Origin of the sequence: Parasphingorhabdus flavimaris (assembly GCF_013371215.1) — a bacterium.
Taxonomy (GTDB): domain Bacteria; phylum Pseudomonadota; class Alphaproteobacteria; order Sphingomonadales; family Sphingomonadaceae; genus Parasphingorhabdus; species Parasphingorhabdus flavimaris.
The window spans coordinates 338,181-363,495 of sequence record NZ_JABWMH010000001.1; the positions used below are offsets into that span (position 1 = coordinate 338,181).

General features: G+C 59.4%; 26 protein-coding genes. 20 read left to right on the top strand and 6 right to left on the bottom strand.

What is annotated here, in order from left to right:
• Window positions 1-59: 59 nt before the first annotated feature.
• A complete protein-coding gene (locus HUO14_RS01575; protein ID WP_217907881.1) occupies window positions 60-425 on the top strand; it encodes a cupin domain-containing protein in 366 nt (121 codons plus the stop codon).
• Window positions 422-1,315, top strand: coding sequence for a pirin family protein (locus HUO14_RS01580; protein WP_176278127.1), 894 nt, complete (start codon window positions 422-424; stop codon window positions 1,313-1,315). Before HUO14_RS01575 ends, HUO14_RS01580 begins: the two co-directional genes overlap by 4 nt.
• Before the next feature lie 182 nt (window positions 1,316-1,497).
• On the opposite strand, the gene HUO14_RS01585 is transcribed toward HUO14_RS01580, so the two are convergent.
• A complete protein-coding gene (locus HUO14_RS01585) occupies window positions 1,498-2,553 on the bottom strand; it encodes a DUF2332 domain-containing protein (protein ID WP_246255142.1) in 1,056 nt (351 codons plus the stop codon).
• 45 nt (window positions 2,554-2,598) lie between these two features.
• Between HUO14_RS01585 and hisG the strand changes: the two genes are divergently transcribed.
• The 11 genes from hisG to HUO14_RS01640 all read left to right on the top strand — a co-directional run bounded on the left by hisG (window position 2,599) and on the right by HUO14_RS01640 (window position 13,010).
• A complete protein-coding gene (gene hisG, locus HUO14_RS01590) occupies window positions 2,599-3,249 on the top strand; it encodes an ATP phosphoribosyltransferase (protein WP_176278129.1) in 651 nt (216 codons plus the stop codon).
• Between the two features lie 138 nt (window positions 3,250-3,387).
• Window positions 3,388-4,683, top strand: coding sequence for a histidinol dehydrogenase (gene hisD, locus HUO14_RS01595; RefSeq protein WP_176278130.1), 1,296 nt, complete (start codon window positions 3,388-3,390; stop codon window positions 4,681-4,683).
• A gap of 23 nt (window positions 4,684-4,706) precedes the next feature.
• On the top strand, window positions 4,707-5,231 hold the full coding sequence (locus HUO14_RS01600; protein WP_176278131.1) for a DUF1993 domain-containing protein: 525 nt from the start codon (window positions 4,707-4,709) through the stop codon (window positions 5,229-5,231).
• Window positions 5,228-5,674 carry a transcription antitermination factor NusB gene (gene nusB / locus HUO14_RS01605; RefSeq protein WP_176278132.1) on the top strand — a complete coding sequence of 149 codons (447 nt, stop codon included), beginning with the start codon at window positions 5,228-5,230 and terminating at the stop codon, window positions 5,672-5,674. Before HUO14_RS01600 ends, nusB begins: the two co-directional genes overlap by 4 nt.
• 30 nt (window positions 5,675-5,704) lie before the next feature.
• Entirely contained in the window at window positions 5,705-6,628 is a 924-nt protein-coding gene (locus HUO14_RS01610) for an alpha/beta hydrolase (RefSeq protein WP_176278133.1), read from the top strand.
• On the top strand, window positions 6,625-7,560 hold the full coding sequence (gene thiL / locus HUO14_RS01615; RefSeq protein WP_176278134.1) for a thiamine-phosphate kinase: 936 nt from the start codon (window positions 6,625-6,627) through the stop codon (window positions 7,558-7,560). Before HUO14_RS01610 ends, thiL begins: the two co-directional genes overlap by 4 nt.
• Window positions 7,561-7,715: 155 nt before the next feature.
• The gene (locus HUO14_RS01620; protein ID WP_176278135.1) at window positions 7,716-9,842 is read left to right on the top strand and encodes a sodium-translocating pyrophosphatase; all 2,127 of its coding nucleotides are present in this window, start codon (window positions 7,716-7,718) and stop codon (window positions 9,840-9,842) included.
• A 170-nt stretch (window positions 9,843-10,012) separates the two neighbouring features.
• Window positions 10,013-11,224, top strand: coding sequence for a GNAT family N-acetyltransferase (locus tag HUO14_RS01625; protein WP_176278136.1), 1,212 nt, complete (start codon window positions 10,013-10,015; stop codon window positions 11,222-11,224).
• 2 nt (window positions 11,225-11,226) lie between these two features.
• On the top strand, window positions 11,227-12,105 hold the full coding sequence (locus tag HUO14_RS01630; RefSeq protein WP_176278137.1) for a cupin domain-containing protein: 879 nt from the start codon (window positions 11,227-11,229) through the stop codon (window positions 12,103-12,105).
• A 96-nt stretch (window positions 12,106-12,201) separates the two neighbouring features.
• Window positions 12,202-12,702 (top strand): hypothetical protein, encoded by a 501-nt coding sequence (locus HUO14_RS01635; protein ID WP_176278138.1) that lies wholly within the window; start codon window positions 12,202-12,204, stop codon window positions 12,700-12,702.
• Window positions 12,699-13,010 (top strand): putative quinol monooxygenase, encoded by a 312-nt coding sequence (locus tag HUO14_RS01640; RefSeq protein WP_176278139.1) that lies wholly within the window; start codon window positions 12,699-12,701, stop codon window positions 13,008-13,010. Before HUO14_RS01635 ends, HUO14_RS01640 begins: the two co-directional genes overlap by 4 nt.
• A gap of 57 nt (window positions 13,011-13,067) precedes the next feature.
• Here HUO14_RS01640 and HUO14_RS01645 read toward each other — a convergent pair whose 3' ends face one another.
• A complete protein-coding gene (locus HUO14_RS01645) occupies window positions 13,068-15,575 on the bottom strand; it encodes a TonB-dependent receptor plug domain-containing protein (protein ID WP_176278140.1) in 2,508 nt (835 codons plus the stop codon).
• A gap of 232 nt (window positions 15,576-15,807) precedes the next feature.
• Here HUO14_RS01645 and infA point away from each other — a divergent pair, with 232 nt between their 5' ends.
• The 7 genes from infA to HUO14_RS01680 all read left to right on the top strand — a co-directional run bounded on the left by infA (window position 15,808) and on the right by HUO14_RS01680 (window position 21,352).
• Complete coding sequence (gene infA / locus HUO14_RS01650; protein WP_176278141.1) at window positions 15,808-16,026, top strand: translation initiation factor IF-1; 219 nt, start codon at window positions 15,808-15,810, stop codon at window positions 16,024-16,026.
• Window positions 16,027-16,137: 111 nt separating this feature from the next.
• Window positions 16,138-16,707, top strand: a complete 570-nt coding sequence (locus HUO14_RS01655) for a Maf family protein (protein WP_176278142.1) — start codon at window positions 16,138-16,140, stop codon at window positions 16,705-16,707.
• On the top strand, window positions 16,700-17,698 hold the full coding sequence (locus HUO14_RS01660; protein ID WP_176278143.1) for a ribonuclease E/G: 999 nt from the start codon (window positions 16,700-16,702) through the stop codon (window positions 17,696-17,698). Before HUO14_RS01655 ends, HUO14_RS01660 begins: the two co-directional genes overlap by 8 nt.
• A 47-nt stretch (window positions 17,699-17,745) precedes the next feature.
• Window positions 17,746-18,378 carry a maleylacetoacetate isomerase gene (gene maiA / locus HUO14_RS01665; RefSeq protein WP_176278144.1) on the top strand — a complete coding sequence of 211 codons (633 nt, stop codon included), beginning with the start codon at window positions 17,746-17,748 and terminating at the stop codon, window positions 18,376-18,378.
• Window position 18,379: 1 nt separating this feature from the next.
• On the top strand, window positions 18,380-18,790 hold the full coding sequence (locus HUO14_RS01670; protein WP_176278145.1) for a GFA family protein: 411 nt from the start codon (window positions 18,380-18,382) through the stop codon (window positions 18,788-18,790).
• Between the two features lie 3 nt (window positions 18,791-18,793).
• Entirely contained in the window at window positions 18,794-20,899 is a 2,106-nt protein-coding gene (locus HUO14_RS01675) for a TonB-dependent receptor (RefSeq protein ID WP_176278146.1), read from the top strand.
• A 9-nt stretch (window positions 20,900-20,908) separates the two neighbouring features.
• Window positions 20,909-21,352 (top strand): MarR family winged helix-turn-helix transcriptional regulator, encoded by a 444-nt coding sequence (locus HUO14_RS01680; RefSeq protein ID WP_176278147.1) that lies wholly within the window; start codon window positions 20,909-20,911, stop codon window positions 21,350-21,352.
• A gap of 52 nt (window positions 21,353-21,404) precedes the next feature.
• Here the strand turns inward: HUO14_RS01680 and HUO14_RS01685 are convergent, their stop codons facing one another.
• The 4 genes from HUO14_RS01685 to HUO14_RS01700 are packed head-to-tail and all read right to left on the bottom strand — an operon-like array spanning window position 21,405 to window position 25,311.
• The gene (locus tag HUO14_RS01685; RefSeq protein ID WP_176278148.1) at window positions 21,405-22,394 is read right to left on the bottom strand and encodes a type II secretion system F family protein; all 990 of its coding nucleotides are present in this window, start codon (window positions 22,392-22,394) and stop codon (window positions 21,405-21,407) included.
• A 19-nt stretch (window positions 22,395-22,413) separates the two neighbouring features.
• Window positions 22,414-23,385: a type II secretion system F family protein gene (locus HUO14_RS01690; RefSeq protein ID WP_176278149.1), complete on the bottom strand. Its 972-nt coding sequence runs from the start codon at window positions 23,383-23,385 to the stop codon at window positions 22,414-22,416.
• A gap of 40 nt (window positions 23,386-23,425) precedes the next feature.
• Complete coding sequence (locus tag HUO14_RS01695) at window positions 23,426-24,712, bottom strand: nucleotide-binding protein (RefSeq protein WP_176278150.1); 1,287 nt, start codon at window positions 24,710-24,712, stop codon at window positions 23,426-23,428.
• Window positions 24,712-25,311, bottom strand: coding sequence for a CpaD family pilus assembly protein (locus tag HUO14_RS01700; protein ID WP_176278151.1), 600 nt, complete (start codon window positions 25,309-25,311; stop codon window positions 24,712-24,714). The genes HUO14_RS01695 and HUO14_RS01700 overlap by 1 nt, the downstream gene beginning before the upstream one ends.
• Between the last annotated feature and the right edge of the window lie 4 nt (window positions 25,312-25,315).

Here is a 25,315-nt window from a genome sequence, read left to right on the forward strand (position 1 = left end):
TGAGCCTCCTCCCGCGAGGGAGAAGGTTTGACGGGTAACGCAACGAGAGGAAGGACGTCATGATCGACAAAGTCAATCTGACCGACGCCTTTGCCAGTTTCTCCGACCACTGGTCCCCGAAAGTCGCGGGCGAGATCAACGACGCGCAGGTGAAGCTGGTCAAGTTTGAAGGCAAGTTCGACTGGCATCATCACGAACAGGAAGACGAGCTGTTCCTGGTGGTCAAGGGCGTGATGCGCATGGGGCTTCGGACCGGCGATATCGATGTCAGGGAAGGGGAGCTCATCATCATCCCCAAAGGCGTCGAGCATTGTCCGGAAGCGTTGGGTGGCGAATGCCATGTGCTGCTGCTGGAACCGAAATCTATCCTGAACACCGGTAATGTGATAACAGAAAAAACCGTCAGCGATCTGGACAAGCTATGACCACCATCATGCAAGCCATCACCCCGACCACCCATGATCTCGGCGAGTTTGAGGTCCGTCGGGTGCTGCCGTCGCGCCATCGGCGGATGGTGGGGCCGTTTATCTTTGTCGACGAATTTGGCCCAGCGACGCTGCCGGAAGGTCCGGGCATGGGCGTCCGCCCGCATCCGCATATCAATCTGGCGACGGTGACCTATTTGTTCGAGGGCGCGATCGACCATCGCGACAGTCTTGGCACATATCAGACGATCCGGCCGGGTGCGGTCAACCTGATGACCGCGGGCAGCGGTATCGTCCATTCCGAGCGGTCGCCCGAGGATATGCGGGACAAGCCCAAGCCGATGTTCGGCACGCAGACCTGGCTCGCATTGCCCGATGGCAGGGAAGAGATGGATCCGGCGTTCGAGAATGTCGCGAAGGACGATTTGCCGCTGATCGAGGATGGTGGCGCCAAGGCGCGGGTCATCATGGGCAGCCTCTGGGGGCAGACGGCGCCGACCACCTGTCATGCGGAAACCATATATGCCGACATCCTGCTCTACGCCGATGGCGCGATCCCGATCGACGCCGAGGCCGACGAGCGGGCGGTGATGCTGGTCGACGGCGAGGCTGCGCTGGATGGGCTGCGGCTGGAAAAATATCTGCTCTATGTGATCGCGCCGGGCGCAAAAGTCTCGCTTTCGTCGCTGTCGGGCGGGCGGGCGATGCTGCTGGGCGGTGAGGCTTTCACCAGTGAACGGCATGTCTGGTGGAATTTCGTCTCGTCGAGCAAGGAGCGGATCGAGCAGGCCAAGGCCGACTGGTTCGAGGGGCGCTTTCCGGTGGTGCCGGGTGATCGGGATGAATTTATTCCGCTGCCGGTGGGTCAGCCGAAGACGGTTACGGACTGAGGGAGTTCTCTTCCATAGGGAGAGGCAACAAGACTTGGCAATTCATTGCCTTAGGCGCAGTCGGTGAGGGGTTTTGCTCGCCCGATAAGGTGGAACCCCTCACCGAGTTTCGCTAGTCCGCACGCGGACAAGCTACACTTGCCTCTCCCTATGGGAGCGGGCAATCCGCGCATACCACCCTGTTAACCCTCAAACCATTCCACCCACGCGCCATGGGCATGGGCGCGGCCCAGCAAGGCTGGTTCTTCGCCGCCCGGCCAATAGCGGATGACCAGTTCGTGGCTGAAGGTCTTGCGGTTGGTTTCCAGCGACATCCAGGCGAGCGGCTTGTCCGCAGTTGCCGCTTTGCCCGCCGTTTCCATGGCCGTCGTGATCCGGTCCCTGGTTGCCTGCGGCAGATATTGCCAGACGATCGAATGCATCAGCACCCGGGTCACGCCGTCTTGCTGGGGGAGGACCAGTTGCTCTTCAACCCAGTCGGCGCCATCGGCCTTGGCTACATCGGGCGGGTCCTGCTTGGCCAGCGCGATCGATGCTTCCATGCGCTCGAAGCGGGCGGGCATTTCCGGCCAGATATAGCCCTTGAGCCGCGCGGCGGTGTTGTCATCGGTCAGGTCGATTGGGTTCTGGTCACAACCGCGGGCGCTGACAATCTCGACCGGGGCTTGCGGGGGCGGCGGGCCGCGCCAATCCGGTTTGATGCGCATCGGCGAATCCTCCGGTCCGGCCTGAGCGCCGTTCAGATCATAATGATAGCGGCCCATCATCGTGTTGACGCCGGCGCTTGCCCCCAGTTCGAGCAGTTCGAATCGCGGCCCGACACGCTCTGACAGCCAGAGCAGGCCCGCCATGAAACTCGCTGACCGTCCGGATTCATTGGTTTGTGGCGGACTGTCGAACCATGGCAGCAATTGCGCATCATGGTCGGCGACCACATCTCCGACGAGACGATCAATCGCATCCTGATCCGTCACTCGGCCTTCATATATGTCGGCGAGGCGCGGTTCCTTGCCGCTGAGATAGAGATGATGCAGGCCGCCGGTAAGGCGCAGCGGCATCGCGTCTTCCAGCGGTTTTCCCGGCCAGTGGGCGATTTTTTGTCCGCAGGCGGTGGGGCCATGGATCAGGGCCAATTGGGCAATGATGATGGAGGCCGTGACCGGAGCGTCGTTGCGCCGACAATGTTCCGCCTGGCCACGCATTCCTTCGGCAATATCTTCGACATCCAAAATATCCATAACTCGTTGCCCTTTCATCTGCGAAGCCGTAAAGCCGCGGCCATCATGGCCAAACCATTAATCTTTGCAATTCCGAAAGGGAGGATTCTCGACGATGCCTTGCCGCTCCTGGAGCAGGCGGGAATTGTGCCAGAAGACGCCTTTTTTGACAAGTCCAACCGCAGCCTGCAATTCGCGACCAATCAGGATCATATCTCGATCATTCGCGTCCGGGCGTTCGATGTGGCGACCTTTGTCGCCCATGGCGCGGCGCAGATCGGGATTGTCGGGTCCGACGTGATCGAGGAATTCGGTTATAGCGAACTTTACGCGCCGGTCGACCTCGGGATCGGGCGCTGCCGCCTGTCGCTGGCGCAACCGAAGGATGACGCGGAGCAGGTTGGCAATATCTCGCATCTCCGGGTCGCGACCAAATACCCCAATCTGACCAGCCGCTATTTCGAGAGCAAGGGCATTCAGGCAGAATGTGTGAAGCTGAACGGCGCGATGGAACTGGCGCCGTCGCTCGGCCTGTCGCGGCATATCGTCGATCTGGTCGAATCGGGCAGCACGCTGAAAGCGAACAATCTGGTCGAGACCGACCGGATACTGGATATTTCCGGACGGCTGGTGGTCAACCGCGCGGCCTACAAGATGCGCAGCGCCGAACTGACGCCGCTGGTGCAGAAGTTCCGCGAGCTGGCGGGGCAGGTCTGATGCCGATGGTTAACATATCTCACCCCTCCTCTTCAGAGGAGGGGATCAAGAGGTGGTGGCGATGCCGTGGCATCGCTCGCGTCAGCGACAGGCGGCACGGAACCACCCCAACCCCTCCTTTGAAAAGGAGGGGCTAAGATGGTTCTGCGACTTTCTATTTCTGATGCTGACTTCGACCAGTCGTTTGACGCGCTGGTCAATGCGCGGCGCGAGGCGGATGACGATGTGTCGGCTGATGTCCGGGCGATCATCCGCGATGTCCGCGATCGTGGGGATGAAGCGGTCTCGGAGCTGACCAGCAAGTTTGACGGGCACGATCTGGAGCAGACCGGCTGGCGCGTGTCGAAGGCCGAGTCCGCAGCGGCACTGGAAGGATTGGAAGCATCCTTGCGGGTTGCGCTGGAACTCGCAGCCTTGAGAATTCGTGATTATCATGAGGGACAAGTCCCTGATAACAGGGACTATATGGATGATGCAGGCGTGCGCATTGGCGCGCGATGGAATGCCGTGGAGCGGGCGGGCATCTATATTCCCGGTGGCCGTGCTGCCTATCCGTCTTCGGTGCTGATGAACGCCATTCCGGCCAAGGCAGCCGGTGTCGAGCATATCATCATGGTGACCCCGGCGCCCGGCGGCTATATCAATCCTCTGGTGCTGGCCGCGGCGGAACTGGCCGGAGTCGACGAAATCTGGCGCATTGGCGGCGCGCAAGCGGTGGCCGCGCTCGCTTATGGTACGGAAAAAATCAAACCGGTCGATGTCATCACCGGTCCCGGCAATGCCTGGGTCGCCGAAGCCAAGCGGCAGGTTTACGGCGTCGTCGGCATTGATATGGTCGCTGGTCCGTCCGAAATCGTGGTGGTTGCCGATGGCAGGAATGATCCCGACTGGATCGCCGCCGACCTGCTCAGCCAGGCCGAACATGATCCAACCAGTCAATCTATACTGTTCACAGATGATGCTAAGTTTGCTGACCAAGTCACGACAAAAATTAATGAACAACTGCAGGTCTTGTCAACATCCGCGACCGCGACGACCAGCTGGAACGACAATGGCGCGATCATCCTAGTCGACCGGCTCGAGCAGGCGATCCCTCTGGTCGACCGGCTGGCCGCCGAACATCTCGAGCTGGCGGTCGACGATCCCGACGCCATGTTCCGGAAAGTCCGCCACGCCGGTTCGGTGTTTCTCGGCCGTCACACGCCCGAAGCCGTCGGTGATTATGTTGCCGGCCCCAACCATGTATTGCCGACCGGAAGACGGGCGCGTTTCTCGTCCGGCCTGTCGGTGACCGATTTCATGAAGCGGACCAGCTTCATTCACTGCGACGAACAGGCGCTGGCCAATATCGGTCCGGCTGCGGTTGCGCTGGCAGAATCGGAGGGCTTGCCCGCTCATGCCGCCAGCATTGCAAAACGGCTCGACCGGCGCTGACCATCAACAGAAAGAAAATGTCCATGACCATTTCACTATATGACGCCATCATCCCGTCCCAGCTGCAGATCATCGCTGCGGTTCGCAAGCTGGTCGACAAGGCAAAAGCCCATTGCGAGGAAACCGGCACTGCGGCGGAAGAGCTTATCGGCGCGCGGCTGATCGAGGATATGCTGCCTTTTGCATATCAGGTGAAATCCTGCCGCGAGCATTCGCTCGGCGCGATCGAAGCGGTGAGAGAAGGTGTGGCCACGCCAAGCCTGGCTCCGCCGCCGAGTGACTGGGCCGGCCTGTACGAGAAGCTGGATGAAGCAAAGGCCGGTCTGGAAGCGGTCACCGAAGCCGAGATGGAGAGCTTTGTCGGAAAGGACGTCGAGTTTCGCTTCAAGGATACGGTGATGCCCTTCACCGGCGAAAATTATCTGCTGAGCTTTGCCCAGCCCAATTTCTATTTCCACGCCACGACGGCCTATGCCTTGCTCCGCGAGCGCGGCCTGCAAATCGGCAAGGGCAATTTCCTCGGAATGCCACGGATGAAAAAATCATGACCGCAAAATCCACATCGCGCTCCGCTGCCCGTCTGGCAGCCGTCCAGGCCCTGTTCCAGCACCAGATGGAAAAAACGCCGGTGACGAAACTGATCAAGGAGTTTCACGATCATCGGTTGGGTCAGGAAATCGAGGATGACCAATATCATCCGGCCGAGGGCGATTTTTTCGACGATCTGGTGATCGGTGTGGCGTCCCGGCTCGAGGAAATCGACGCGCTTGTCGATTCGAAACTGGCCAAGGGCTGGACCCTGGGACGGCTCGACAAGACGATGCTCCAGATTCTCCGCTGCGGCACATTTGAATTGGTCGCATATGATGACGTACCGATCGCAACGGTAATTGACGAATATCTCGACGTGGCGCATGCCTTTTTCAACAAGAAGGATGCCGGTTTCGTCAACGGACTGCTCGACAGCATAGCGAAACAGGTCAGGGGCTGAACAATACCCCTGTTGCCATAGGGGAAAATATTGTCCGACTTTCTAGACAGGCTCGATCCCGCCTTTCGCGAAATGATCTATGCCGACGGGCCGCATATTTCCGAATTGTTGCGGACGGATGTGGCTGGCGCACGCGCCGCATCGGCCGAGCGTTCTGCCCGGATGGCTGCGGCCCTGCCCGAATTCGAGGGGCAGAAAGACGCATATCATATGCCGGGTCTGCCCGGTGAGCCCGAAGTATCGGTGATCGAATATCGCGGGCGCGATGTGCTTTATCCCGATTGTGCGATCATCTGGCTGCACGGCGGCGGCTATTTGCTGGGCAGCGCAGAAGATCTTGCCGCGCAACGTTATTCCGCTCTCGCTCCGGTGGTCTCGGTCGATTACCGGATGGCGCCCGAGCATCGCTCGCCGGCGGCGGCTCATGACGTTTGTGCGGTGATCGAGCGGCTCGCGACAAACCGCGATCCCCGCAAGATCATCCTTGCCGGACCGAGCGCTGGTGGCGGACTGGCGGCAAGCGCGGCGCTGCTCAACCGCGACCGGGGCGGACCAGCCATCGCTTATCAGATGCTGATCTATCCGATGATCGACGACCGTCACGATACGCCGTCGGGCCATATGGACATCCCGTCCTCCGGCTGGACGCGCGAAGCCTCGCTGCACGCCTGGTCGCTATATGCCGAGCAAGATGGTGCCAGCCCCTATGCGGCGGCGGCGCGGGCGAGTGATCTGACCGGCCTGCCGCCGACCTATATCATGTGCGGCGATCTCGATCTGTTTCTCGACGAAGATATTATCTTCGCAAATCGCCTTCGTTCATCCGGCGTTCCGGTTGAGCTGTCTATATACCCCGGCGCACCGCACGGGTTTAATGGATTCGTCCCGCAAGCCGCGGTCAGCAAGCGCGCCAACGCTTCCATCAGAATGGCACTGGAGCACGCCCTGTCTTGAGCGAACTAGCATTTATTGACCGGTTGAAAGCCATCACCACCCATCCTGCAGCCCGCGGACTGGTCGACGATGTCGCCATGATGCCGTTTGGCCGACACAAGCTGGTGATGACCCATGACATGATGGTCGAAGGCGTGCATTTCCTTCGCGACGCCGATCCAGCCGACGTGGCGTGGAAGCTTGTCGCGGTGAACCTGTCCGATCTCGCGTCGAAGGGCGCTAAGCCGCTGGGAATCCTGCTCGGCTATGGCCGGACCTCCGGGGATCAATGGGACGCCGCATTTGTCGAAGGGCTGAAACAGGCAATAGACCGCTTTGCCGTGCCCCTGCTGGGCGGCGACACGGTTGCGATGGGGGAAGATGCTCCGCGGACTTTCGGCCTGACCGCGATCGGTGAAGCGAAAGGCCATATCGTTCCTTCGCGCAGCAATGCCAAGCCGGGTCACGCGGTCTATGTGACCGGGAATATCGGTGACGCCTGGGCCGGACTGCAAATCGCATCCGGATTGCTGCGCTCGCCCGATATCGACGTTACCGCATCCTTGTTGAAAGCCCACACCCGCCCGATGCCAAGGCTGGAGGAGGGACGGATATTGTCCAATCTGGTCAGCAGCATGATGGATGTGTCGGACGGATTGCTGATCGACGCATCGCGCATTGCAGAGGCCAGCGGGGTCAAGATCGAGATCGATCTGGCAGAGATTCCGCTATCGAAGCAGTTTCAGTCTCTGGTGGGTGATGACCGGGAAGCCCGGATCAAGGCCGCGTCAGGTGGAGACGACTATCAGCTGCTGCTCACCGCGAGCCCGGGATCCGTCTTGCCTATCCCGCTGACCTGCGTCGGGACATGCCGTCCGGGATCGGGTCTGGCGCTGCACAGCCATGGCGAAGGGCTGGAATTGCCCGAACATTTGGGATTTCTGCACGCCTGATCCGCTCGAACGCGGTCCCATTGAAAAGCCCTTTCAGCGCCTGTTTTTGCCTGTCAAAATCAGGACTTGCACGGCTTGCGTTTCCCGCACTATACAAATTGTTCATCGCCCCGCCAATAAGGGGCGTTTAATAATAAACAGGGGAGAATGCGGGAATGACCGTCGTCACCATTTCAATTTTATGTGGCTTTGTCGCTATATTATATGGCTTTATAACCAGCCGTCAGGTGCTCAATGCGCCGGCCGGCAATGAGAAAATGCAATCTATTGCCGGCGCGATTCAGGAAGGCGCACAAGCCTATCTGAACCGCCAATATCGCGCAATCGGCCTCGTCGGCATCGTCGTCGCGGTTCTGGTGTTCATCTTCCTCGGCGCAATTTCAACGGTGGGCTTCCTGCTCGGCGCCATTCTTTCGGGCGTCGCGGGCTATATCGGCATGAACATTTCGGTTCGCGCCAATGTCCGCACGGCACAGGGTGCCAGCGAAAGTCTGCAAACCGGTCTCACCGTCGCGTTCCGCGCCGGTGCGGTGACGGGCATGCTGGTGGCTGGTCTCGCATTGCTGGCGATCTCGATCTTCTTCTACGTGCTGACGACCCAGATGGGCATGGCCGCCAATGACCGCACGGTCATTGACGCCCTGGTTGCTCTGGCCTTCGGCGCTTCGCTGATTTCGATCTTCGCGCGTCTCGGTGGCGGTATCTTTACCAAGGCCGCTGACGTCGGCGCCGATCTGGTCGGCAAGGTCGAGGCGGGCATCCCCGAGGATGATCCACGCAATCCTGCGACCATCGCGGACAATGTCGGCGACAATGTCGGCGATTGCGCCGGCATGGCGGCCGACCTGTTCGAGACCTATGTCGTGACCGTTGGTGCGACGATGGTGCTGCTGGCGCTGTTGTTCGGCGATCTTGTCGGCAGCGCAATGCTCTACGACCTGATGTCCCTGCCGCTGATTGTCGGCGGTGTCTGCATCCTGACCTCGATCATCGGTACCTATATGGTCCGTCTCGGTAGCGGCACGAACATCATGGGCGCGCTCTACAAGGGTTTCATCACCACCGCGGTGCTGTCGATCCCGGCGATCTATTATGTCACGATGCGCACGCTGGGTGACATGGACACGCCAATCGGTGTCGCGCTGGACGGTAGCGGCGGGTTCACCGGCATGGCCCTGTTCTGGTCGATGATGGTTGGTCTGGCGGTTACCGGCCTGATCATCTGGATCACCGAATATTATACCGGCACGGAATATCGTCCGGTGCGGTCGATCGCCAAATCGTCGGAAACCGGACACGGCACGAACGTGATCCAGGGACTGGCGATTTCGATGGAAGCAACGGCCTTGCCGACGCTGGTCATCGTTATCGGCATCGTGGTCGCTTATCAGCTTGCCGGCCTGATCGGTATTGCGTTTGCGGCAACCTCGATGCTGGCGCTTGCCGGTATGGTGGTGGCGCTGGACGCTTATGGTCCGGTTACCGACAATGCAGGGGGCATCGCCGAAATGGCTGGTCTGGACGAAAGCGTCCGCAACAAGACCGATGCGCTCGACGCTGTGGGTAACACCACCAAGGCCGTGACCAAGGGCTATGCCATTGGTTCTGCCGGTCTTGCGGCTCTGGTGCTTTTCTCGGCCTACACAGCCGACCTCAAGGAGTTCTTTCCGAACCTTGAAGTCAGCTTCAGCCTTGAAAATCCCTATGTGATCGTCGGCCTCTTACTGGGTGCGTTGCTGCCCTATCTGTTCGGTTCGATGGGCATGACCGCTGTTGGCCGTGCGGCTGGTGACGTTGTGAAAGACGTTCGCGAGCAGTTTGCTGCCGATCCTGGCATCATGGCGGGTACTTCGCGTCCCAATTATGCACGGACCGTGGATCTGGTGACCAAGGCGGCGATCAAGGAAATGATCCTGCCATCGCTGCTGCCGGTTCTGGCACCGATCGTGGTCTATTTCGTGATCACCGCGGTTGCAGGGCAGGCGAACGGCTTTGCCGCTCTCGGCGCCTTGTTGCTTGGCGTGATCGTATCCGGCCTGTTCGTTGCCCTGTCGATGACAGCCGGTGGCGGTGCCTGGGACAATGCCAAGAAATATATCGAGGACGGCAATCACGGCGGCAAGGGCTCTGATGCCCACCATGCCGCGGTGACCGGCGATACCGTGGGCGATCCTTACAAGGATACCGCGGGTCCGGCCGTCAACCCGATGATCAAGATCACCAATATCGTCGCATTGCTGCTGCTCGCAGCGCTCTATGCGGCGCAGGGCGGCATTCACTAACAGCCCGCTCGATATTGGTTTGAAAACAGACCCCGCCGGAAGCGATTTCGGCGGGGTTTTTCATGGCCGGAAGCCGCGCGATTGCCGTCGGCGCAGCGTTAATCACATATTACCCATTTCGCGCTAGTCTGCGCTTCGGTTAATCAATTGGCGGCAACAGGCAGATATCGATGGATTTGAGTGGGTTACAGAAGGTGGAGGGTACGGATATCCGCGCCAGCCGGTTCCGCGACCGCGTGTCTCCATCCGAACGAACGGCGGTATTTCACCCTGCATCCGGGATCGATTCCGATCTCGTCGAGGCCTGGAAGCAACTGGCCGGGCAGGCGAGCGAGCCCAATATTTTCTACGAGCACTGGTTTCTGCAGCCCGGCATTAGCGCATTCGACCATCATCCGAATCTGCAACTGTTCCTGCTCTGGGCTGGCGAAGCGGGTCGTTCGCAATTGCTTGGTCTGCTGCCAATCGGTCCCGAAAGCCGGTTCGGGCGCTGGCCGGTGCCGCATATCCAGAACTGGGTCCATCCCAACTGCTTTCTCGGCACGCCGCTGGTGCGCAAGGGATATGAACCAGAATTCTGGCACCATCTGCTCGGCGCGCTCGACAGCGGCGACTGGCCGGGCTTTCTCCATATTCACGGCATGACCGTCGGCGGCCCACTGGATCAGGCGCTGCGGGACCATTGCCGCGAACAGAAGCGCCGCTGTGATCTCGTCCAGTGCGAAGCGCGGGCGTTCCTGCAGAGTGATCTCGGGCCGGACGCCTATTTGAACGCCACGGTTCGCGGCAAGAAGCGCAAGGAACTGCGGCGTCAGGCCAAGCGGCTCGACGAACTCGGCGATGTGACTTTCTGTCACCACAGCGACGACAAATATCTCGAGAGCTGGATCGAGGAGTTTCTCCAGCTGGAGAGCCAGGGCTGGAAGGGCTATGGCGGATCGTCGCTGGATTCATCCGGACAGACCCGCGGTTTTTTCCGCGAGGCGCTGCTCGGCGCGGCGCGGGCAGGACAGCTCGAACGCCATGATATCCGCCTCGAAGGCACGCCGTTGGCGATGCTGGTGAATTTCCACAGCGGTCGCGGCAGCTTTTCGTTCAAGACCGCCTTTGACGAAGCCTTCTCCCGCTTTTCGCCCGGCGTGCTGCTGCAGCTGGAAAATCTCAAATTGCTCGATAACCCGGCGATCGACTGGATGGACAGCTGCGCTGCGCAAGACCATCCGATGATCGACAGTCTGTGGTCAGGCCGTCGTCATGTCGGTCGCTTTTCTATCGAGCTCAAGGGCGTGTCCCGCCGTGCAATCTTTCACGGTCTGCGATTTGGCGAAGACCTGATGGGCAGGATCAAGGGGCGCGCCATCATTGATCCGACAGAGGTGTAGAGATGAACCAGATTTCCGGTCAGAACAGTTTTACGCAACAGGTGTTCGGCGAGGACAGCCGCCAGCAATTTGATCGCTGCTACCCCGAACAGCCGCGCGTGTTCGACCATAATATGGTGTCGCACGAATTGCTGACCCTCGAAGCGCTGGCCAAGCTTGGCACGGCCCTTCCGGAAAAGAGCGTCGAATATAATGCCGGTGATCTGCCGGTCGGCATCAAGCCCGAAGATGTGCCGGACAATGGCATGACGATCGGCGACACGATCCGGATGATCGACCGGTCGGCTAGCTGGGCGGTGCTGAAAAATATCGAGCAGATGCCGGAATATGAAAAATTGCTGCTCTCGCTGCTGGCGGAAATCCGGCCGATCCTGGAAGCCAAGACCGGCAAGATGCTGAAACCCCAGGGCTTCATCTTCGTCTCTTCACCCGACGCGGTGACGCCCTATCACTTTGATCCGGAACATAATATCCTGCTGCAGCTGCGCGGCGAAAAATGGATGACCACTTTTCCCGCCGGTGACGCCCGCTTTGCCGCCGATGAAATCCACGAAGCCTATCATGTCGGCGGGCATCGCAATCTGGTCTGGCAGGATGATTTCGAGGCGGACGGCACCAGGCACCACCTGACCCCCGGCAAGGCGATTTTCGTCCCCGTCATGGCGCCGCATCATGTCCGGAACGGGCCGGAACCGAGCATTTCGCTGTCTATTACCTGGCGCAGCGACTGGAGCTTCGAAGAAGCGGACGCGCGGGCGTTCAACGGCTTGCTGCGCAGGCGCGGCATCCAGCCCCGGGCCCCGGCCCGCTTCCCCGCGCGCAATCGGGCCAAGTCGCTGGCCTGGCGTGTATTGCGGAAGGTTGGGATGACCAACGAATAAGCTGGTTTTCCGTCGCCACAGTGCCACCCAGGCCAACCGCACTTGACGTCCGGCTCCGTCACCGTCACTCTCGCGCTCAAAACGGGGAGAGAGAAGATGGCCACCAGCGCTGCTGCACGACCGATTAGCATGGAGGCGTTTGTCGAGAAACAGGCGCGGGGAGATGCGGTGGTGAATATTGTGCTGGCGGGCGGGATCAATTACTGGCTGACCCGTGATCTGGCTTTCGTCCCGGCGGTTCTGCCTTTGGGAGATGACGCGCCCAATCTGGGCGGGACCCTGATTGCGATTGCGGTGCTGATGAGCATTTTGCTGACGCTGATCGTCTATGCGATCACGGTCTCGCAGCGTAAGTCGGGCAAGATCTCCCCGGGGCTGCCCGCTGACACCCGCGCGGGATTTGCGCCCTTTGTGCTGGCGTTGAAGCATCTGGCGATGACATTGATCCCGGCCTTTCTGATCGGGATGGTCCTGCAGGGCGCCGCGCCGGAAACGCGCATGTCTCCGCTGCTGTTTACACTGATCGTCACGATCGTGGCGGCGGTTCTCGCCTATTTCATGTCTAAAAACACCACGCGGGCGACGCTGGAATTATGATCATCATCACCGCCACCATCTCCACTGCGTTCGCGGCCAGCCCCGAAGAGATTGTCGCGCTGTGCGTCGAGCATAGCGCCCGGTCCCGCGCCGAGCCCGGCTGCATCTCGCACAATATCCATAGCGATTGCGAAGACCCGGGGCGGCTGTTCTTCCACGAAGAATGGCAGGACGAAGCCGCCGTCGCCGCGCATTTCGCGGTTCCGGAATCGGGCGAGTTCGTGAAGCGGCTGACCGCGTTGCTCGGCGAGCGGCCGGAGATCAGCATGTACCGGGCGGAAGCGGTAGCAATGGGTGATCTGGCGTAATTTCCAGTTTGTCGCCCCGGCGCAGGCCAGGGCCAAGCCCGCGCCGGGATGACTGCGTCAGAACCGTTTGCGGAAATCAATCTCGACATATCGCCCGACCGGATCGACAAAGCCGGGCTGATAGCTCAGCGGGATCAGGCCATTGCCGTCGCGGATGGTCTGGATATCATCGAAGATATTGTCGACCTTGAAGGCGATCCGGCTGCCTTTCAGGAACGGGATATTCTCGGTCAGGTTGCCGCGATCATCCAGGTTTATGAACATGCGGAGATTGAAGGTGGTGAGGTCGGAAAAGCGCAGGTCGGAGCCGGTCAGCCCGCCGTTGACGCGGGTCGCGGTCTGATGCTTGCCGTCGAGCCGGAAGCCGATGCCGTTGTTGAACCAGCCGCCGTTGATCTCGAACTCGTGCCGCGGGCTGCCGCCGGTTGAACCGACCGCCGAACCGTCGAGCAGGTCCAGTTCATCGAGCCCGTCCCGGATCTTGATACGATCCTCGAGACGAATGGTGTGATAGGCCGACAATTGCCAGCGACCGCCGCTCGGACGTCCGCCTGCGCCGCGGCCGCCGCGAGGTGCTGCTGGCCGCGCTTCCGCGCTGCCTTCGGGAGCGGCGCCGTCAGCCGGCTTGTCGCCCTGCGGTTCACGCTTGGGCGCTTCTGCGGCGGGGCGTCTCGATGCTCCGTCCGCTCCTCCGCGTCCGCCGCCGCGCTCCTGACCAAAGCGTTTTGAAAAGTCGATGCCGTAACGGATACGTTCGCTGCTGACATTGGCATAGTTGACCGGTCGCCGGTCGATTGCCACCAGTCGTCCGCTGGCGTCGCGGGTGACGCGGTCGGGGAAGGCAGCCTCGATCTCGGGTGTCAGCAGCGGGAAGCTGGATGCCACATTGTCGCTGTTGTTGCGGAAATATTCGCCGAGGAAGGTAAAGCCGTCGAGCCACTCGGGGCGATAGTTGACCGCGAGCTTGATATCCCGTTGCTTTTCCGCCGGCAGCGAAAAATTGCCGCCTGTGGTTATCGCGGCAAGCACGGATTCGCCGTTGGTAAAATCGAAGACCGTGACATCGGGGGTGATGATGACCGGATTTCCAAGCTGGGCGATGCTCGGCGCTGCGTCTTCGCCGATGGCGGAAGCGGAGAACACCAGACCGTCAACCGGTTCCCAGTTCAGGCCAAAGCCGAATTCGACCAGACCGCCGAAGTCAGACAGATCGGAATAGCCGAGATTGCCGTTGACCGACAATTTGCCAATCGCTTCGACGACATCGATGTTTTCGTCGGCCAGCGGGATGTCGATGTTGATCCCGGTGCTGAGTTCATCGCGGCTGAGACCGGTGGTGGTCACAATCGCGCCGCGGGTTTCCCGGCTATCCAGATCCTCGCGGTTATAGCCGGCGCGGACGGTGGTGGTGACGGCGCCGGACGGCAGGACGAGCAATGTGCCGGACAGGGTGGCGAGATTGTTGATCGTCTGGTCGACGACCCTGGCTGTGTCGGTCACGGGAGCGCCGAGCAACGGGCCGAAGCTGGTGGCGAGCGGATCGACCGAGCCGGCGTCGATCGCCGCCTGCAGCAAGCCGACATCGCCGGACCGGTCTGTGTCGGTATTGACCTGGGTGCGGGTGTAGTCGCTGGTCAGCGACCAGCGCCAGTCGCTGAGCGTACCGTTCAGCGTCAGGCCCGCCTGCGCGGTGTTGGTTTCCTGTACCCGGGTCAGCGGGCCATATTCGGTGAAATAGCGGAACAGCGGATCGCCCGCGACGGTAAGCGTGCCACTGGGCAGACCCTGGAGCCCGCGGGACTTGTCATAGACGTAGCCGCCGTTGAGCGAGAGCGACATGCCATTGTCGAAAGCGCGGCTGTAATTGGCATTGAGTTCGACATTGTCCGACGGAGCAACGAGGGTGCGAAAATTACCGAGATCGACGAGCTCGCCCGCCGCGTCCTGGATGATGTTCCGCTCGCTTTCGGTAATGGCGGTGTTGTTCTGCCACTCCAGATTGATATTGACCCGGCTGTTCTTGCCGATGCGGGTGATGGTGGTTTCAAGCTCGGACCGCCCCTGCGCGCCGCGGGTCGGCACGCCATATTCGGCAGACGCGCTGACGCCGGTATAATTGTCCTTGAGCACGAAATTGATCACCCGTTGATCGGGACGATAGCCATATTGCAGCGCCAGTTCCTCGGGAAAGACCTGCACCGTGCGAATGGCTTCAGGCGGCAGATCGCGGATTTCGCGAAAGCCCGATGTGCGCTGGCCATTGATCAGGACAATCGGTCGCCCGCTGCCACGACCCCGGCTGGACGTGGTCTGGGACGAGATGGCCTCGAGCAGGTCCTGGACCGATGAAGCACCGAAGCTGGCGATATCCTCCTCGCTCAATTCGACCACGGGCGCTATTTCGGTGACGACGGCACCGCGCGTAAATTCCGCTGTGACGACGATTTCTTCGTCGGCATATTCGGACTCGGTGTCGGAGATTTGGGCCGCAGCAGGAGTCGCAAGCAACATGCTTGCGAGAATGACGGGAGAGGAGGCGAGAAGAGATCGGGGGGAAGATATCATGATTTTGTTCATTAGCTCTGGTGAGGGGGGATAGAAGATGTCCGAAGTGCCATGTAACGCGGGCTAATGGTATATTATCTTTGTATTAAATTGTCGCAGGCGCAAGGCCTGGACGTGGTGACATGACGTGTCTTTTCCGGATGCAGCTAATCCTTCCCTTTTTGTCCATTTGCCGTTATGGCGCACTGCAACACGCGGGATTGCCGCGATATTAGGGAAAATGTACCGCAATATGGCAAAAGAAGAACTGTTGGAAATGAAGGGACTGGTTCGCGAACTGCTCCCCAACGCCATGTTCCGGGTCGAGCTGGAAAACGGCCACGAGATTCTGGGACATACCGCTGGCAAGATGCGCAAGAATCGTATTCGCGTTCTGGTCGGTGACGAAGTGCTCGTCGAGCTCACCCCTTATGACCTGACCAAAGGTCGTATCACCTATCGCTTCAAGTGATGGTATGCCGTTCGTCCTGAGCCTGTCAAAGGACAGCTATCGGCGAGCGGTCACTTCCGGCACAGGGCTTATACAGGCTTGGCCCGAACGGCCTGAAGGATGTTTGCCGACATGAAACTGGTCCTCGCTTCGTCCAGCCCGCGCCGGCTGGAACTGCTCGGTCGTCTGGGCGTCACGCCGGACCGTATCATCTCTCCCGATATAGACGAGTCTCCGCGCAAGGGCGAATTGCCGCGCGACTATGTCCTGCGGATGGCGCAGGAAAAGGCCGCTGCGGTCGAACGGGCTGATGATGAAATTCTGGTCGCGGGCGATACCACGGTTGCCGTGGGGCGCAGGATATTGGGGCAGGCCGGCGATGCGGCGGAGCAACGCAAATTTCTCGAACTGGTCAGCGGGCGGCGGCATCATGTGATGTCGGCGGTTTGCGTGATTGCAGCCGATGGTAAAGCGCGAACCAAATTGTCCGACAGCATCGTCAAGTTCAAGCGTTTCGAGGCCAGCGAGATCGAAGCCTATATTGCCACCGGCGAAGGTCAGGGGAAGGCCGGCGGCTATGCGATACAGGGCACGGCGGAAGCCTTCGTCACCTGGATGTCGGGAAGCTATAGCGGGATCATGGGGCTTCCGCTCTACGAAACCCGCAATCTGCTGATCAGCGCGGGCTATCCTCTTGGCTGATTTCGCAAACGGCTGGCTTTATGAAGCCGGGATCGGCGAGAGCCGCGCGTTGCTGATTGAAAATGACGAACCGGCGCAGATACGGATCGAGCGCTCCGATGGCCGCGCCAGGGCCGGCGCGGTGGTCGATGCCAAATTCACCCGACAATGGGTTGCTGGGAGGTCCGGGATCGTCACCCTGCCGGACGGGCAGGAGGCTTTGCTGCAACCGCTGCCCAAGGGACTGGCCGAAGGGTCGATGGTCCGGGTGGTCATTGTCCGGGCCGCAATGACCGAGCGCGGCGGCCAGGCCAAGCGTGCCAAGGCGCAGCCCGCGGACGCGGACAGTGGCTTGTGCGAGGGGCCCGATTTGCTGGCGGAAATCCATGCATCCGGTCTTCCGGTCAAACAGGTCCATGCCCATGAGGCGGATTATTTCGGGCAGCATGGCTGGCACGAAGCGGTCGAACAGGCGGAAAGCGGACGGATCGATTTCGAAGGCGGAAGCCTGCTGGTCTCTCTGACCCCGGCGATGGCATTATTTGATGTCGACGGGCCGCTGGCATCGTTCGAGCTGGCGAAGCGGGCCGCGAAAGAAGTCGCGCTGGCGCTGGTGCGGTTCGATATCTCCGGCAATATCGGCGTTGATTTCCCCACGTTGCAGGCGAAGGCCGAGCGCGCTGCGGTTACCGCTATTTTTGACGACCATATGACCGCCAATTGCGAGCGCACGGCGATCAACGGTTTTGGATTCATGCAGATTGTCGGCCGCAAGGTCCGGCCGTCGGTGCCGGAAATCCTGCAGGCCAATCGATCGGTCAATGCCGCGCTGAAACTGCTGCGACAAGCAGAGCGGGATCGCGGCACCGGCGCAATGCGGCTGGAAGTGCATCCGGCTGTTGCGAACAAGTTGCAGCCATCAATGCTGGAAGAACTTGCCCGGCGGACCGGACGCCCGGTGTCGGTTGAGCCGCGTGGCGATATTCCGATCGATGGCGGCCTGATAGGATAATTGCAGCCAAGCTTGCTTTTCTGCGGTCTAATCGGCAATGCCTGCGCATGACAGATATCATTCTTTACGATTATTGGCGCAGCTCGGCGAGCTTCCGGGTGCGCATCGCGCTCAACCTGAAGGGTGTCCCTTATACCGCGATCAACACCAGCCTGCTGGATGGCGACCAGAAGGCTCCGGACTATGTGGCCCGTAATCCGCAGGGCTTTGTTCCGATGCTTTGTATCGACGGGCATGACCTGACCCAGTCACTGGCGATTATCGACTATCTTGACGCCAAATATGATGATCCGCCGATGGTGTCGAGCGATCCGGCCGAGCGGGCCAGGACATTGGCGCAAGCACTGGTCATCGCTGCCGATATTCATCCGGTCAACAATCTCCGGATATTGAAATATCTCAAGAATGAACTGGGGCATGATCAGGCGGTTACCGACAACTGGTACCGCCACTGGATCGAAGAAGGTTTCGTGGCGCTGGAAGCCATGGCACCGGAAGCTGGAATGTTCGGCGGAGAAAAGCCCAATCTGGCTGACGTCTGTCTGGTGCCGCAAATGTATAACGCGCGGCGTTTCGAACTGGATTTGAGCGATTTTCCCAAGCTGGTCCGGATTGACGCAGCGTGCAACCAACTCGAGGCTTTTCAGAAAGCCGCTCCCGAAGCAGTGAAGGAAGATTGATATGGCGATCGAAGGCGGATGTTATTGCGGCGCGGTGCGCTACAAGGCCGAGGGCGAACCGATGCTGAAAGCAGAATGTTTTTGCCGCGAATGCCAATATACGACCGGAGGGAACAGCCTGTTGCTGATGGCAATGCCGGCGGACGGTTTTGAAGTCACCAAGGGGGCGGTCAAAGGCTATAAGCGCGCCGATCTTGAAAAGGGCGTGACCCGGGAATTTTGTGCCGACTGCGGTACCCATCTGGCGACCCGCGCACCGGGCTTCGAGGCGGCGGTGATCTTGAAAGTCGGAACGCTTGACGACCCGGGCGTTTTCGGAAAAGCGGACAGCGCCCATTTTGCCTGCGACGCGCAAGACTATCACCGGCTGCCAGAAGATATGCCGGTCCATCAAAAGTGGATGAACAGCTAGACCATGAGAAAATATTATTTTGCGTTGCCTTTGCTGGCCCCGTTGTGCCTGGCGAGCGTTCCTGCCTGGGGGCAGGTTCAGGCCGAGAATGACGAAGATCGAATAGTCATTGCCGACATGCGTCTGCCAGAGATTGTCGTGACCGGATTGCCCGCTTTGCGGGGGGACGAAGCCTATAGTGCCACCGAGACAATGCTCGATTCGACGCAGTCCGTCGAAAATTCGTTGCGCGATGTGCCGGGGCTCCAACAATTTCGCAGGTCCGACGCGCGGTCCGCCAATCCGACCAGCCAGGGCGTTACCTTGCGGGGGCTTGGCGGAAACGCATCCTCCCGCGCGCTGCTTTTGCTGGACGGGGTTCCGCAGGCCGATCCTTTCGGTGGCTGGGTTGCCTGGCCGGGCTATGACGCGCTTGCGCTCAACAGCGCCAGAATAACACGTGGCGGTGGCAGCGGCGCAGACGGACAGGGCGCGGTTTCGGGAACCATCGAATTGTTCAGCGACAAGGTCGGTGACCGGATCGAATTGGGCGCCGCTTATGGCAGCCGCAACAGCGTCGATGCCGATCTGCTGTTCGGTCGCGAGCTGGGGCAGGGACAACTGACCATTTCCGCCAACTACGCACGCGGCGATGGTTTCATCCCGATCATCGAAGGCCAGCGCGGTTCGGTAGATCGCCCGGCGGAATATGAACAGGCCGGACTTGCCGTCCGCTTTGTCGCGCCGCTATCCGACAATGTCGAATTGCAGAGCAATGTCCGCGCTTTCATCGACGACCGCGAACGCGGCTTTGCCTTCAGCGAAAATCACAATGATGGTGCCGATGCCAGCATCCGGCTGGTCGATCGCTATTCCGACTGGCAATGGTCGGCTCTCGCCTATCTCCAGATCCGCAATTTCGATGTCAGCTTTGGCGGCGTCGCGGATGATCGCAATTCGGTCAGCCGCGTCTTCGAGCAGTTTAACGTGCCGTCCACCGGTCTCGGTGCGCGCTTTGAAGTGCGGCCACCGGTCGGGGACGACGTCGAACTGCGGATTGGCGGCGACTGGCGCCGGACCGAAGGCACCACGAACGAAAATTTCTTCTTTGCCGATAATGACACCCCGCGGCGCAGCCGCAGGGCAGGCGGCAGTACCGCGACCTATGGCGGCTTTGTCGAAGCCAGTGTGCAGGCGAGTGACGCGCTGGTCCTGACCGGTGGCGGACGCATTGATTTCTGGTCCATCGACAACGGCTTCCGCCGCGAGATCGAGCTGATAAGCCCCTTCCCGGGAGCGGTGCGGTCGGACGAGAAATTTGCCAATCGCAGCGGCAATGAGTTCACCGGACGCGGCGGCTTTGCCTATCAGGCAACTGATATGCTCACGTTGCGCGGTGCCGCCTATCTCGGCTGGCGCTTGCCGACGCTGAACGAGCTGTTCCGGCCATTCCGGGTCGGTGATGATGCGACGGCGGCCAATGAATTGCTCGAACCCGAACGGGTTAAGGGCGCCGAACTGGGGGTGGACTGGGACAATGGACCGGTCCGTCTGGGGTTGACGGCCTTCTACAACCAGCTCGACAACGCGGTTGCCAATGTCACGCTGGACAACGGCCCTGGCGTCTTCCCCGGGGTCGGCTTTGTTTCACCGGACGGCACCTATAGCCAGCGTCAAAATCTTGAAGCGATCCGATCCAAGGGCTTTGAAATCGATGCGGAATTTGATCTGGTCGAGGGTCTGACGTTCCGCGCCGCCTATTCCTATGTTGATGCGGAGGTGGATGGCACCGGCGCTGCTGCCGCGATCGACGGGTTGCGACCGGCCCAGATTCCGCGGCACAACGCCTCGGGGTCCATCCGCTGGGAATCCGATAATGGCTCGGGGGCAAGCCTCTCGGCGCGCTATGCCGGGCAGCAGTTCGAGGATGATGTGAATATCCTCAGCCTCGCCGATGCTTTCACGATCGATGGCCGGATGGCGCTCGCCGTCAATGATCGGCTGCTGGTCGAAACCCGGGTTGAGAATCTTCTCGATGCACGGGTAGAGACTGCAGTCAGTAGCAACGGAATTATAGAGCGTGCCTTTCCACGGACATTTTGGATTGGACTTCGTGTTGAAATTGAATAAATATTACTTATGACCTTCAAGCTTGATGATTATCTGCCTTACCAGCTCTCGACGACATCCAATGTCGTAAGCGACGTGATTGCCGGCGAGTATAAAAGCCTTTTCGGCCTCAAAATACCGGAATGGCGGGTGATGTCTGTGCTGGGCACGCGCGGAGCCTCGACGCAACGGCATCTCGTCGAAGCGACGCTGATGGACAAAGTGACCGTCAATCGTGCGGTAAAAAATCTTGTCGATCGGAATCTGCTCGAACGCAGCCCCAATACAGCCGATGGCCGCTCTCATCATTTGCTGCTGAGCAGCGTCGGCCGCGATCTTTACGGGAAAATCCTTCCCGCTGCCCAGGCCATGGACAAGAAAATCATGTCCGTGCTCAGCGCGGACGAGAAGGCGGCGCTTTCTGCGATGCTGGAAAAGATAAAGAAATCGGCTGACGCGATCGCAGCGGAATGAAAAAGAGCGGCAGTCACCTGCCGCTCTCTTGATTGTCTGAAAGCTTCTCGCGCTACATCATCGCATCGGAGATCGAGCAGGCCGCGGGGCCGAGGATCACGATGAACAAAACCGGCAAAATGAACAGGATCAGCGGGATCGTCATGATGGCAGGCAGACGCGCGGCCTTTTCTTCGGCGCGCATCATCCGGTCGTTGCGGAATTCTGCGGAGAGAACCCTTAAGGAGGACGCCAGCGGCGTACCATATTTCTCGGTCTGGATCATCGTTGTCACCACACCTTTGACATGTTCGAGAGCCACGCGATAAGCGAGATTTTCAAATGCCTGCCGCCGTTCGGTGAGGAAGCCCAGTTCGATGGAGGTCAGCGAGAATTCGTCTGCCAGTTCCGGATAGGCGCTGCCAAGTTCTTTCGAAACCCGGGCAAAGGCCGTGTCGACGGTCAGACCGGCTTCAGCACAGATCACGAGCAGATCGATCGCATCCGGCAATCCTTTTCGGATCAGGTCGGTCCGCTTGGCAATCAGGTTGTTGAGATATACGTCTGCACCCTTATATCCTGCCAAGGTTGCACCGGCGAAAACGCCGAAACGCTTGAGGTCGGACCAGTCAGCGAGATAGTCGAAGCCGTATATCGCCAGCGCTGCCCCGCCGCCGAGCAGGATCGGCAGTACCAGTCGACTGAAGATGACGACAAAAGCCAGATCCTTCGACCGGATACCGGCTTGAGCCAGCTTCTGTTGCGCTTCCTTGACCTGGGTGTCCTGCAAGACCTGCATCGACGACAGGATATTGCGCATGCGGTCGGTCGTATCATTCTGCTGCACCAGCTTCGCACGCTTCTTGGTGGTCGAAGCGGTGATGCCGGCCTTGAGCTGTTCACGACGTTCGTTCAACGCCTTGACCCGCTTGGCCATCGGATCGCGCACCGTGACGGCGGCATAGATTGCAAAAAATACGGCTGCCGCTGCGACTGCAGACAAGATTGTCGCCACCCACAGAACGTCTACGCCCAGTAATGTTGGTCCGCCGCCGCTGGTCATTTGCCTTGCACCTTCACTTTTAAATCTCGAAACTGACCATTTTGGCCATGATGAACACACCAATGCTCATCCACGTCAGGCCGCCCATGCCGGCGATTATCAAACGTTCTTCGTAGAAAAAGCCAGCCAGGTAGGTCGGATTGACGGAGTAAACCAGTCCGAACACGATGAAGGGCAATGATCCCACGATATAGGCAGAAGCCTTTGATTCAGACGACATCGCCTTGATCTTGAGCTTCATCTGTCCACGTTTACGTAGCACTTCGGCGAGGTTGGACAGGGTTTCCGCCAGGTTACCACCAGTCTCACGTTGAATTGCCAGGGTGATGCAGAAAAACTTGAATTCCGGCGTGTCCATGCGTTTGGCGCTTTCCTGCAAAGCATCTTCCATGGTCTGGCCGATCTTGATCCGGTCGACGACCTTCTGGAATTCTTCGCCAACCGGGCCGCCAATTTCCTTGGCAACCACGCCGATCGTTTCGGTTACAGGCAGGCCTGAACGCAAACCGCGAACAAGCAATTCGATCGCATCGGGAAAGGAAGCAGTAAACTTCCCGACCCGTCGGCTTATCATGAATCCGACGACGAAATGTGGCAGTCCGGCGCCGACGAGCAGGCCGACGAAAACACATAGCAGAAGCGGCGCACCCTTGATGAGCAACACTCCGAACAGGAGCGTGAATATTCCACCGACCGCGTAGAAAAAATAGGACAGTGGCCAGTTCTTTCCGGTTTTCTCCAACCGGATCGCCAAGATTTCCATCTTGGTCATGTTTTCGCCCTTGGGTCGCGTCGTTTTCCGACGAGCCGAGAGCGCCTTTTTCATTTGCGCTTCGACCTGCACATTGGCGTTATCGGAATGACGATATTTGACCTTGTCCAGCCGTCGTGCCGTTGCCTTGGACACAGATGGGCCGACAAATGCAAAAATGATCAGCAGTACCACTGCCAGAACACCTGCACCTAACATCGCGATTTGCATCATACCCATAGTCTAATTCCTTTTAAGCTGAAGACTGTTTGTAACTGCTTCAGGCTTTAGGAGCCGTTTCCTTGACTTTTTTCGACGGGAGAAATGACTTAAAATCTCCCAGCTTTCCCATGATCGACTGTTTCTCGCCGGATCCAGATTCGTCGTCGCCATCGTCGACGGAACCAAGCACGAGGTTGGACAGCTCGATAATTTTTGCCGCGGCTTTGCTGGACCGGCCTGCTTGAACCAGTGCCTGACCCATTTTGGCGGATTGCGCCGCCGTTTTTGCGTCATAGGGAATGAGGATGTCGATCTTGCGTTCGATCGAACTTTCAAAATCCTGGCGGCTGATTTCCAGATTGCTGGTCTGGACCTTGTTGGCCACGACATAGACCTTGCTCTGTGCTGCGTGGGATTTTAGCCAGGACAGCAAACGGATGCAGTCGCGGGCCGATGCCAGCGTCAGTTCAGTGGCAATGACGGTTGCGTTGACGTCGCCGAGGAGATGCGGATAATTTATCAGCATGTCGCGTGGCAAATCGATCACGGTGCAATCAAAGGCCGCGCGAAATTCTTCCTGCAGTTGGAAAAAGGCAGTGCCATCGGTCATCATCGGCGAATTGATCGGTGCTTCCGCCGAAAGCAGCGATAATTTGTCATTGGCCTTGATCATGGCGCGTTCGATGAACAGGCCATCAATCCGGCTCGGGTTGTCAATCGCATCGGTAAGACCGCGACCGGGCTCCAGATCCAGCGACAGCGCACCGGTTCCGAAGTGGACATCCAGATCAAGCAACGCGGTCAGGCGTTCCTTCTCCTGGCTGAGCAACCATGCGAGCGACGTTGCGATGGTTGAAGCTCCGACACCACCGCGTGTGCCGATTACTGCGGTTGAAATATGCGTTTTTTCGGCGTGTCCGTCGTCGCTTTTCGGAGCGTTGAATACAGCTTGCGCCTGGCTCAAAACGTCACGTAACTGGTCCGGTGTAAACGGCTTCAACAGATAATCCTGCAAGCCGCTGATAATCAGATCGCGATAGAGGCGCACGTCGTTAACCTGGCCCATGGCAATCACAACGGTGCCCGGTTCGCAGACCTCGGCCAGCGAATTGATGTCGTTCAACGGGTCGCCAGATTCAGACAGGTCGACCAGCAAGATATTCGGGCTGGCAGAAATGGAGAGGTTCTGAACGGCGTTGCGTAGCCCGCCCATGTTGCATTTGTCAGCCGCCCAGCCCATTTCTTCGACAACAGGACGGAGCAAGTCCAGCGTGTCGTCGTCGCAAACAAATGCGGCAAATGGATCACGTCCGCTGATCGAGCCTGGTTTCCAGGGAGCGTTCATTATTGTTCTCCAACTTTCTTGTCACGATAAGCGCGAATGGCCTTGGACGCCTGCGCCTGATCTTCGCCCGCGGCATTTTTTCCGCGGATCAGATCTTCGGGATCGGCAATCATTGCCGCCATGGTGCTGTTGGTTCCGCAACCGTAATTTTCGCTGGTACGAGCCTGGAAATCACTATGGCTGCGATGGCTGAAATCTGGGCATCCCGGTACCGAAGCCCTGGTCCGCGACACTACTACCCGCACCAGACCGGCCGGGACATATCCTTCGGTCACGGGCGCTTTGTCGCTGACCAGCAGGCCATAGCGAGCCACGATGGATTCAACAGCATTTCTGGCCACGGCACTCGCGGAATAGCCCGGATCGTCGATCGCGACGCGATCACCATAGCCAAGGTCGAGAGCGTCGAACCAGCCCGAGAGCCGGTTCTGTTCAGCCGTGGACAATCCGCCATTGCCAGCGCTCAGATCCAGTACGTAATTCGTCTTCGAAACAACCGGCTGGCGTTCGCTGTAGACGCTGCGGTTCGCAGTCGTGCTGCCGCAGGCAGTAACCGAGAGACCGAGGGCGGTAATGAGTGCCATTGAAACGATGCGCATGATC

Bases quoted from the DNA above. Each gene is read 5' to 3' on its own strand.
- HUO14_RS01575 (WP_217907881.1), top strand. From the start codon at position 60: ATGATCGACAAAGTCAATCTGACCGACGCCTTTGCCAGTTTCTCCGAC.
- HUO14_RS01580 (WP_176278127.1), top strand. From the start codon at position 422: ATGACCACCATCATGCAAGCCATCACCCCGACCACCCATGATCTCGGC.
- HUO14_RS01585 (WP_246255142.1), bottom strand. From the start codon at position 2,553: ATGGATATTTTGGATGTCGAAGATATTGCCGAAGGAATGCGTGGCCAG.
- hisG (WP_176278129.1), top strand. From the start codon at position 2,599: ATGGCCAAACCATTAATCTTTGCAATTCCGAAAGGGAGGATTCTCGAC.
- hisD (WP_176278130.1), top strand. From the start codon at position 3,388: ATGGTTCTGCGACTTTCTATTTCTGATGCTGACTTCGACCAGTCGTTT.
- HUO14_RS01600 (WP_176278131.1), top strand. From the start codon at position 4,707: ATGACCATTTCACTATATGACGCCATCATCCCGTCCCAGCTGCAGATC.
- nusB (WP_176278132.1), top strand. From the start codon at position 5,228: ATGACCGCAAAATCCACATCGCGCTCCGCTGCCCGTCTGGCAGCCGTC.
- HUO14_RS01620 (WP_176278135.1), top strand. From the start codon at position 7,716: ATGACCGTCGTCACCATTTCAATTTTATGTGGCTTTGTCGCTATATTA.
- HUO14_RS01625 (WP_176278136.1), top strand. From the start codon at position 10,013: ATGGATTTGAGTGGGTTACAGAAGGTGGAGGGTACGGATATCCGCGCC.
- HUO14_RS01630 (WP_176278137.1), top strand. From the start codon at position 11,227: ATGAACCAGATTTCCGGTCAGAACAGTTTTACGCAACAGGTGTTCGGC.
- HUO14_RS01635 (WP_176278138.1), top strand. From the start codon at position 12,202: ATGGCCACCAGCGCTGCTGCACGACCGATTAGCATGGAGGCGTTTGTC.
- HUO14_RS01640 (WP_176278139.1), top strand. From the start codon at position 12,699: ATGATCATCATCACCGCCACCATCTCCACTGCGTTCGCGGCCAGCCCC.
- HUO14_RS01645 (WP_176278140.1), bottom strand. From the start codon at position 15,575: ATGATATCTTCCCCCCGATCTCTTCTCGCCTCCTCTCCCGTCATTCTC.
- infA (WP_176278141.1), top strand. From the start codon at position 15,808: ATGGCAAAAGAAGAACTGTTGGAAATGAAGGGACTGGTTCGCGAACTG.
- HUO14_RS01655 (WP_176278142.1), top strand. From the start codon at position 16,138: ATGAAACTGGTCCTCGCTTCGTCCAGCCCGCGCCGGCTGGAACTGCTC.
- maiA (WP_176278144.1), top strand. From the start codon at position 17,746: ATGACAGATATCATTCTTTACGATTATTGGCGCAGCTCGGCGAGCTTC.
- HUO14_RS01670 (WP_176278145.1), top strand. From the start codon at position 18,380: ATGGCGATCGAAGGCGGATGTTATTGCGGCGCGGTGCGCTACAAGGCC.
- HUO14_RS01675 (WP_176278146.1), top strand. From the start codon at position 18,794: ATGAGAAAATATTATTTTGCGTTGCCTTTGCTGGCCCCGTTGTGCCTG.
- HUO14_RS01680 (WP_176278147.1), top strand. From the start codon at position 20,909: ATGACCTTCAAGCTTGATGATTATCTGCCTTACCAGCTCTCGACGACA.
- HUO14_RS01685 (WP_176278148.1), bottom strand. From the start codon at position 22,394: ATGACCAGCGGCGGCGGACCAACATTACTGGGCGTAGACGTTCTGTGG.
- HUO14_RS01690 (WP_176278149.1), bottom strand. From the start codon at position 23,385: ATGGGTATGATGCAAATCGCGATGTTAGGTGCAGGTGTTCTGGCAGTG.
- HUO14_RS01695 (WP_176278150.1), bottom strand. From the start codon at position 24,712: ATGAACGCTCCCTGGAAACCAGGCTCGATCAGCGGACGTGATCCATTT.
- HUO14_RS01700 (WP_176278151.1), bottom strand. From the start codon at position 25,311: ATGCGCATCGTTTCAATGGCACTCATTACCGCCCTCGGTCTCTCGGTT.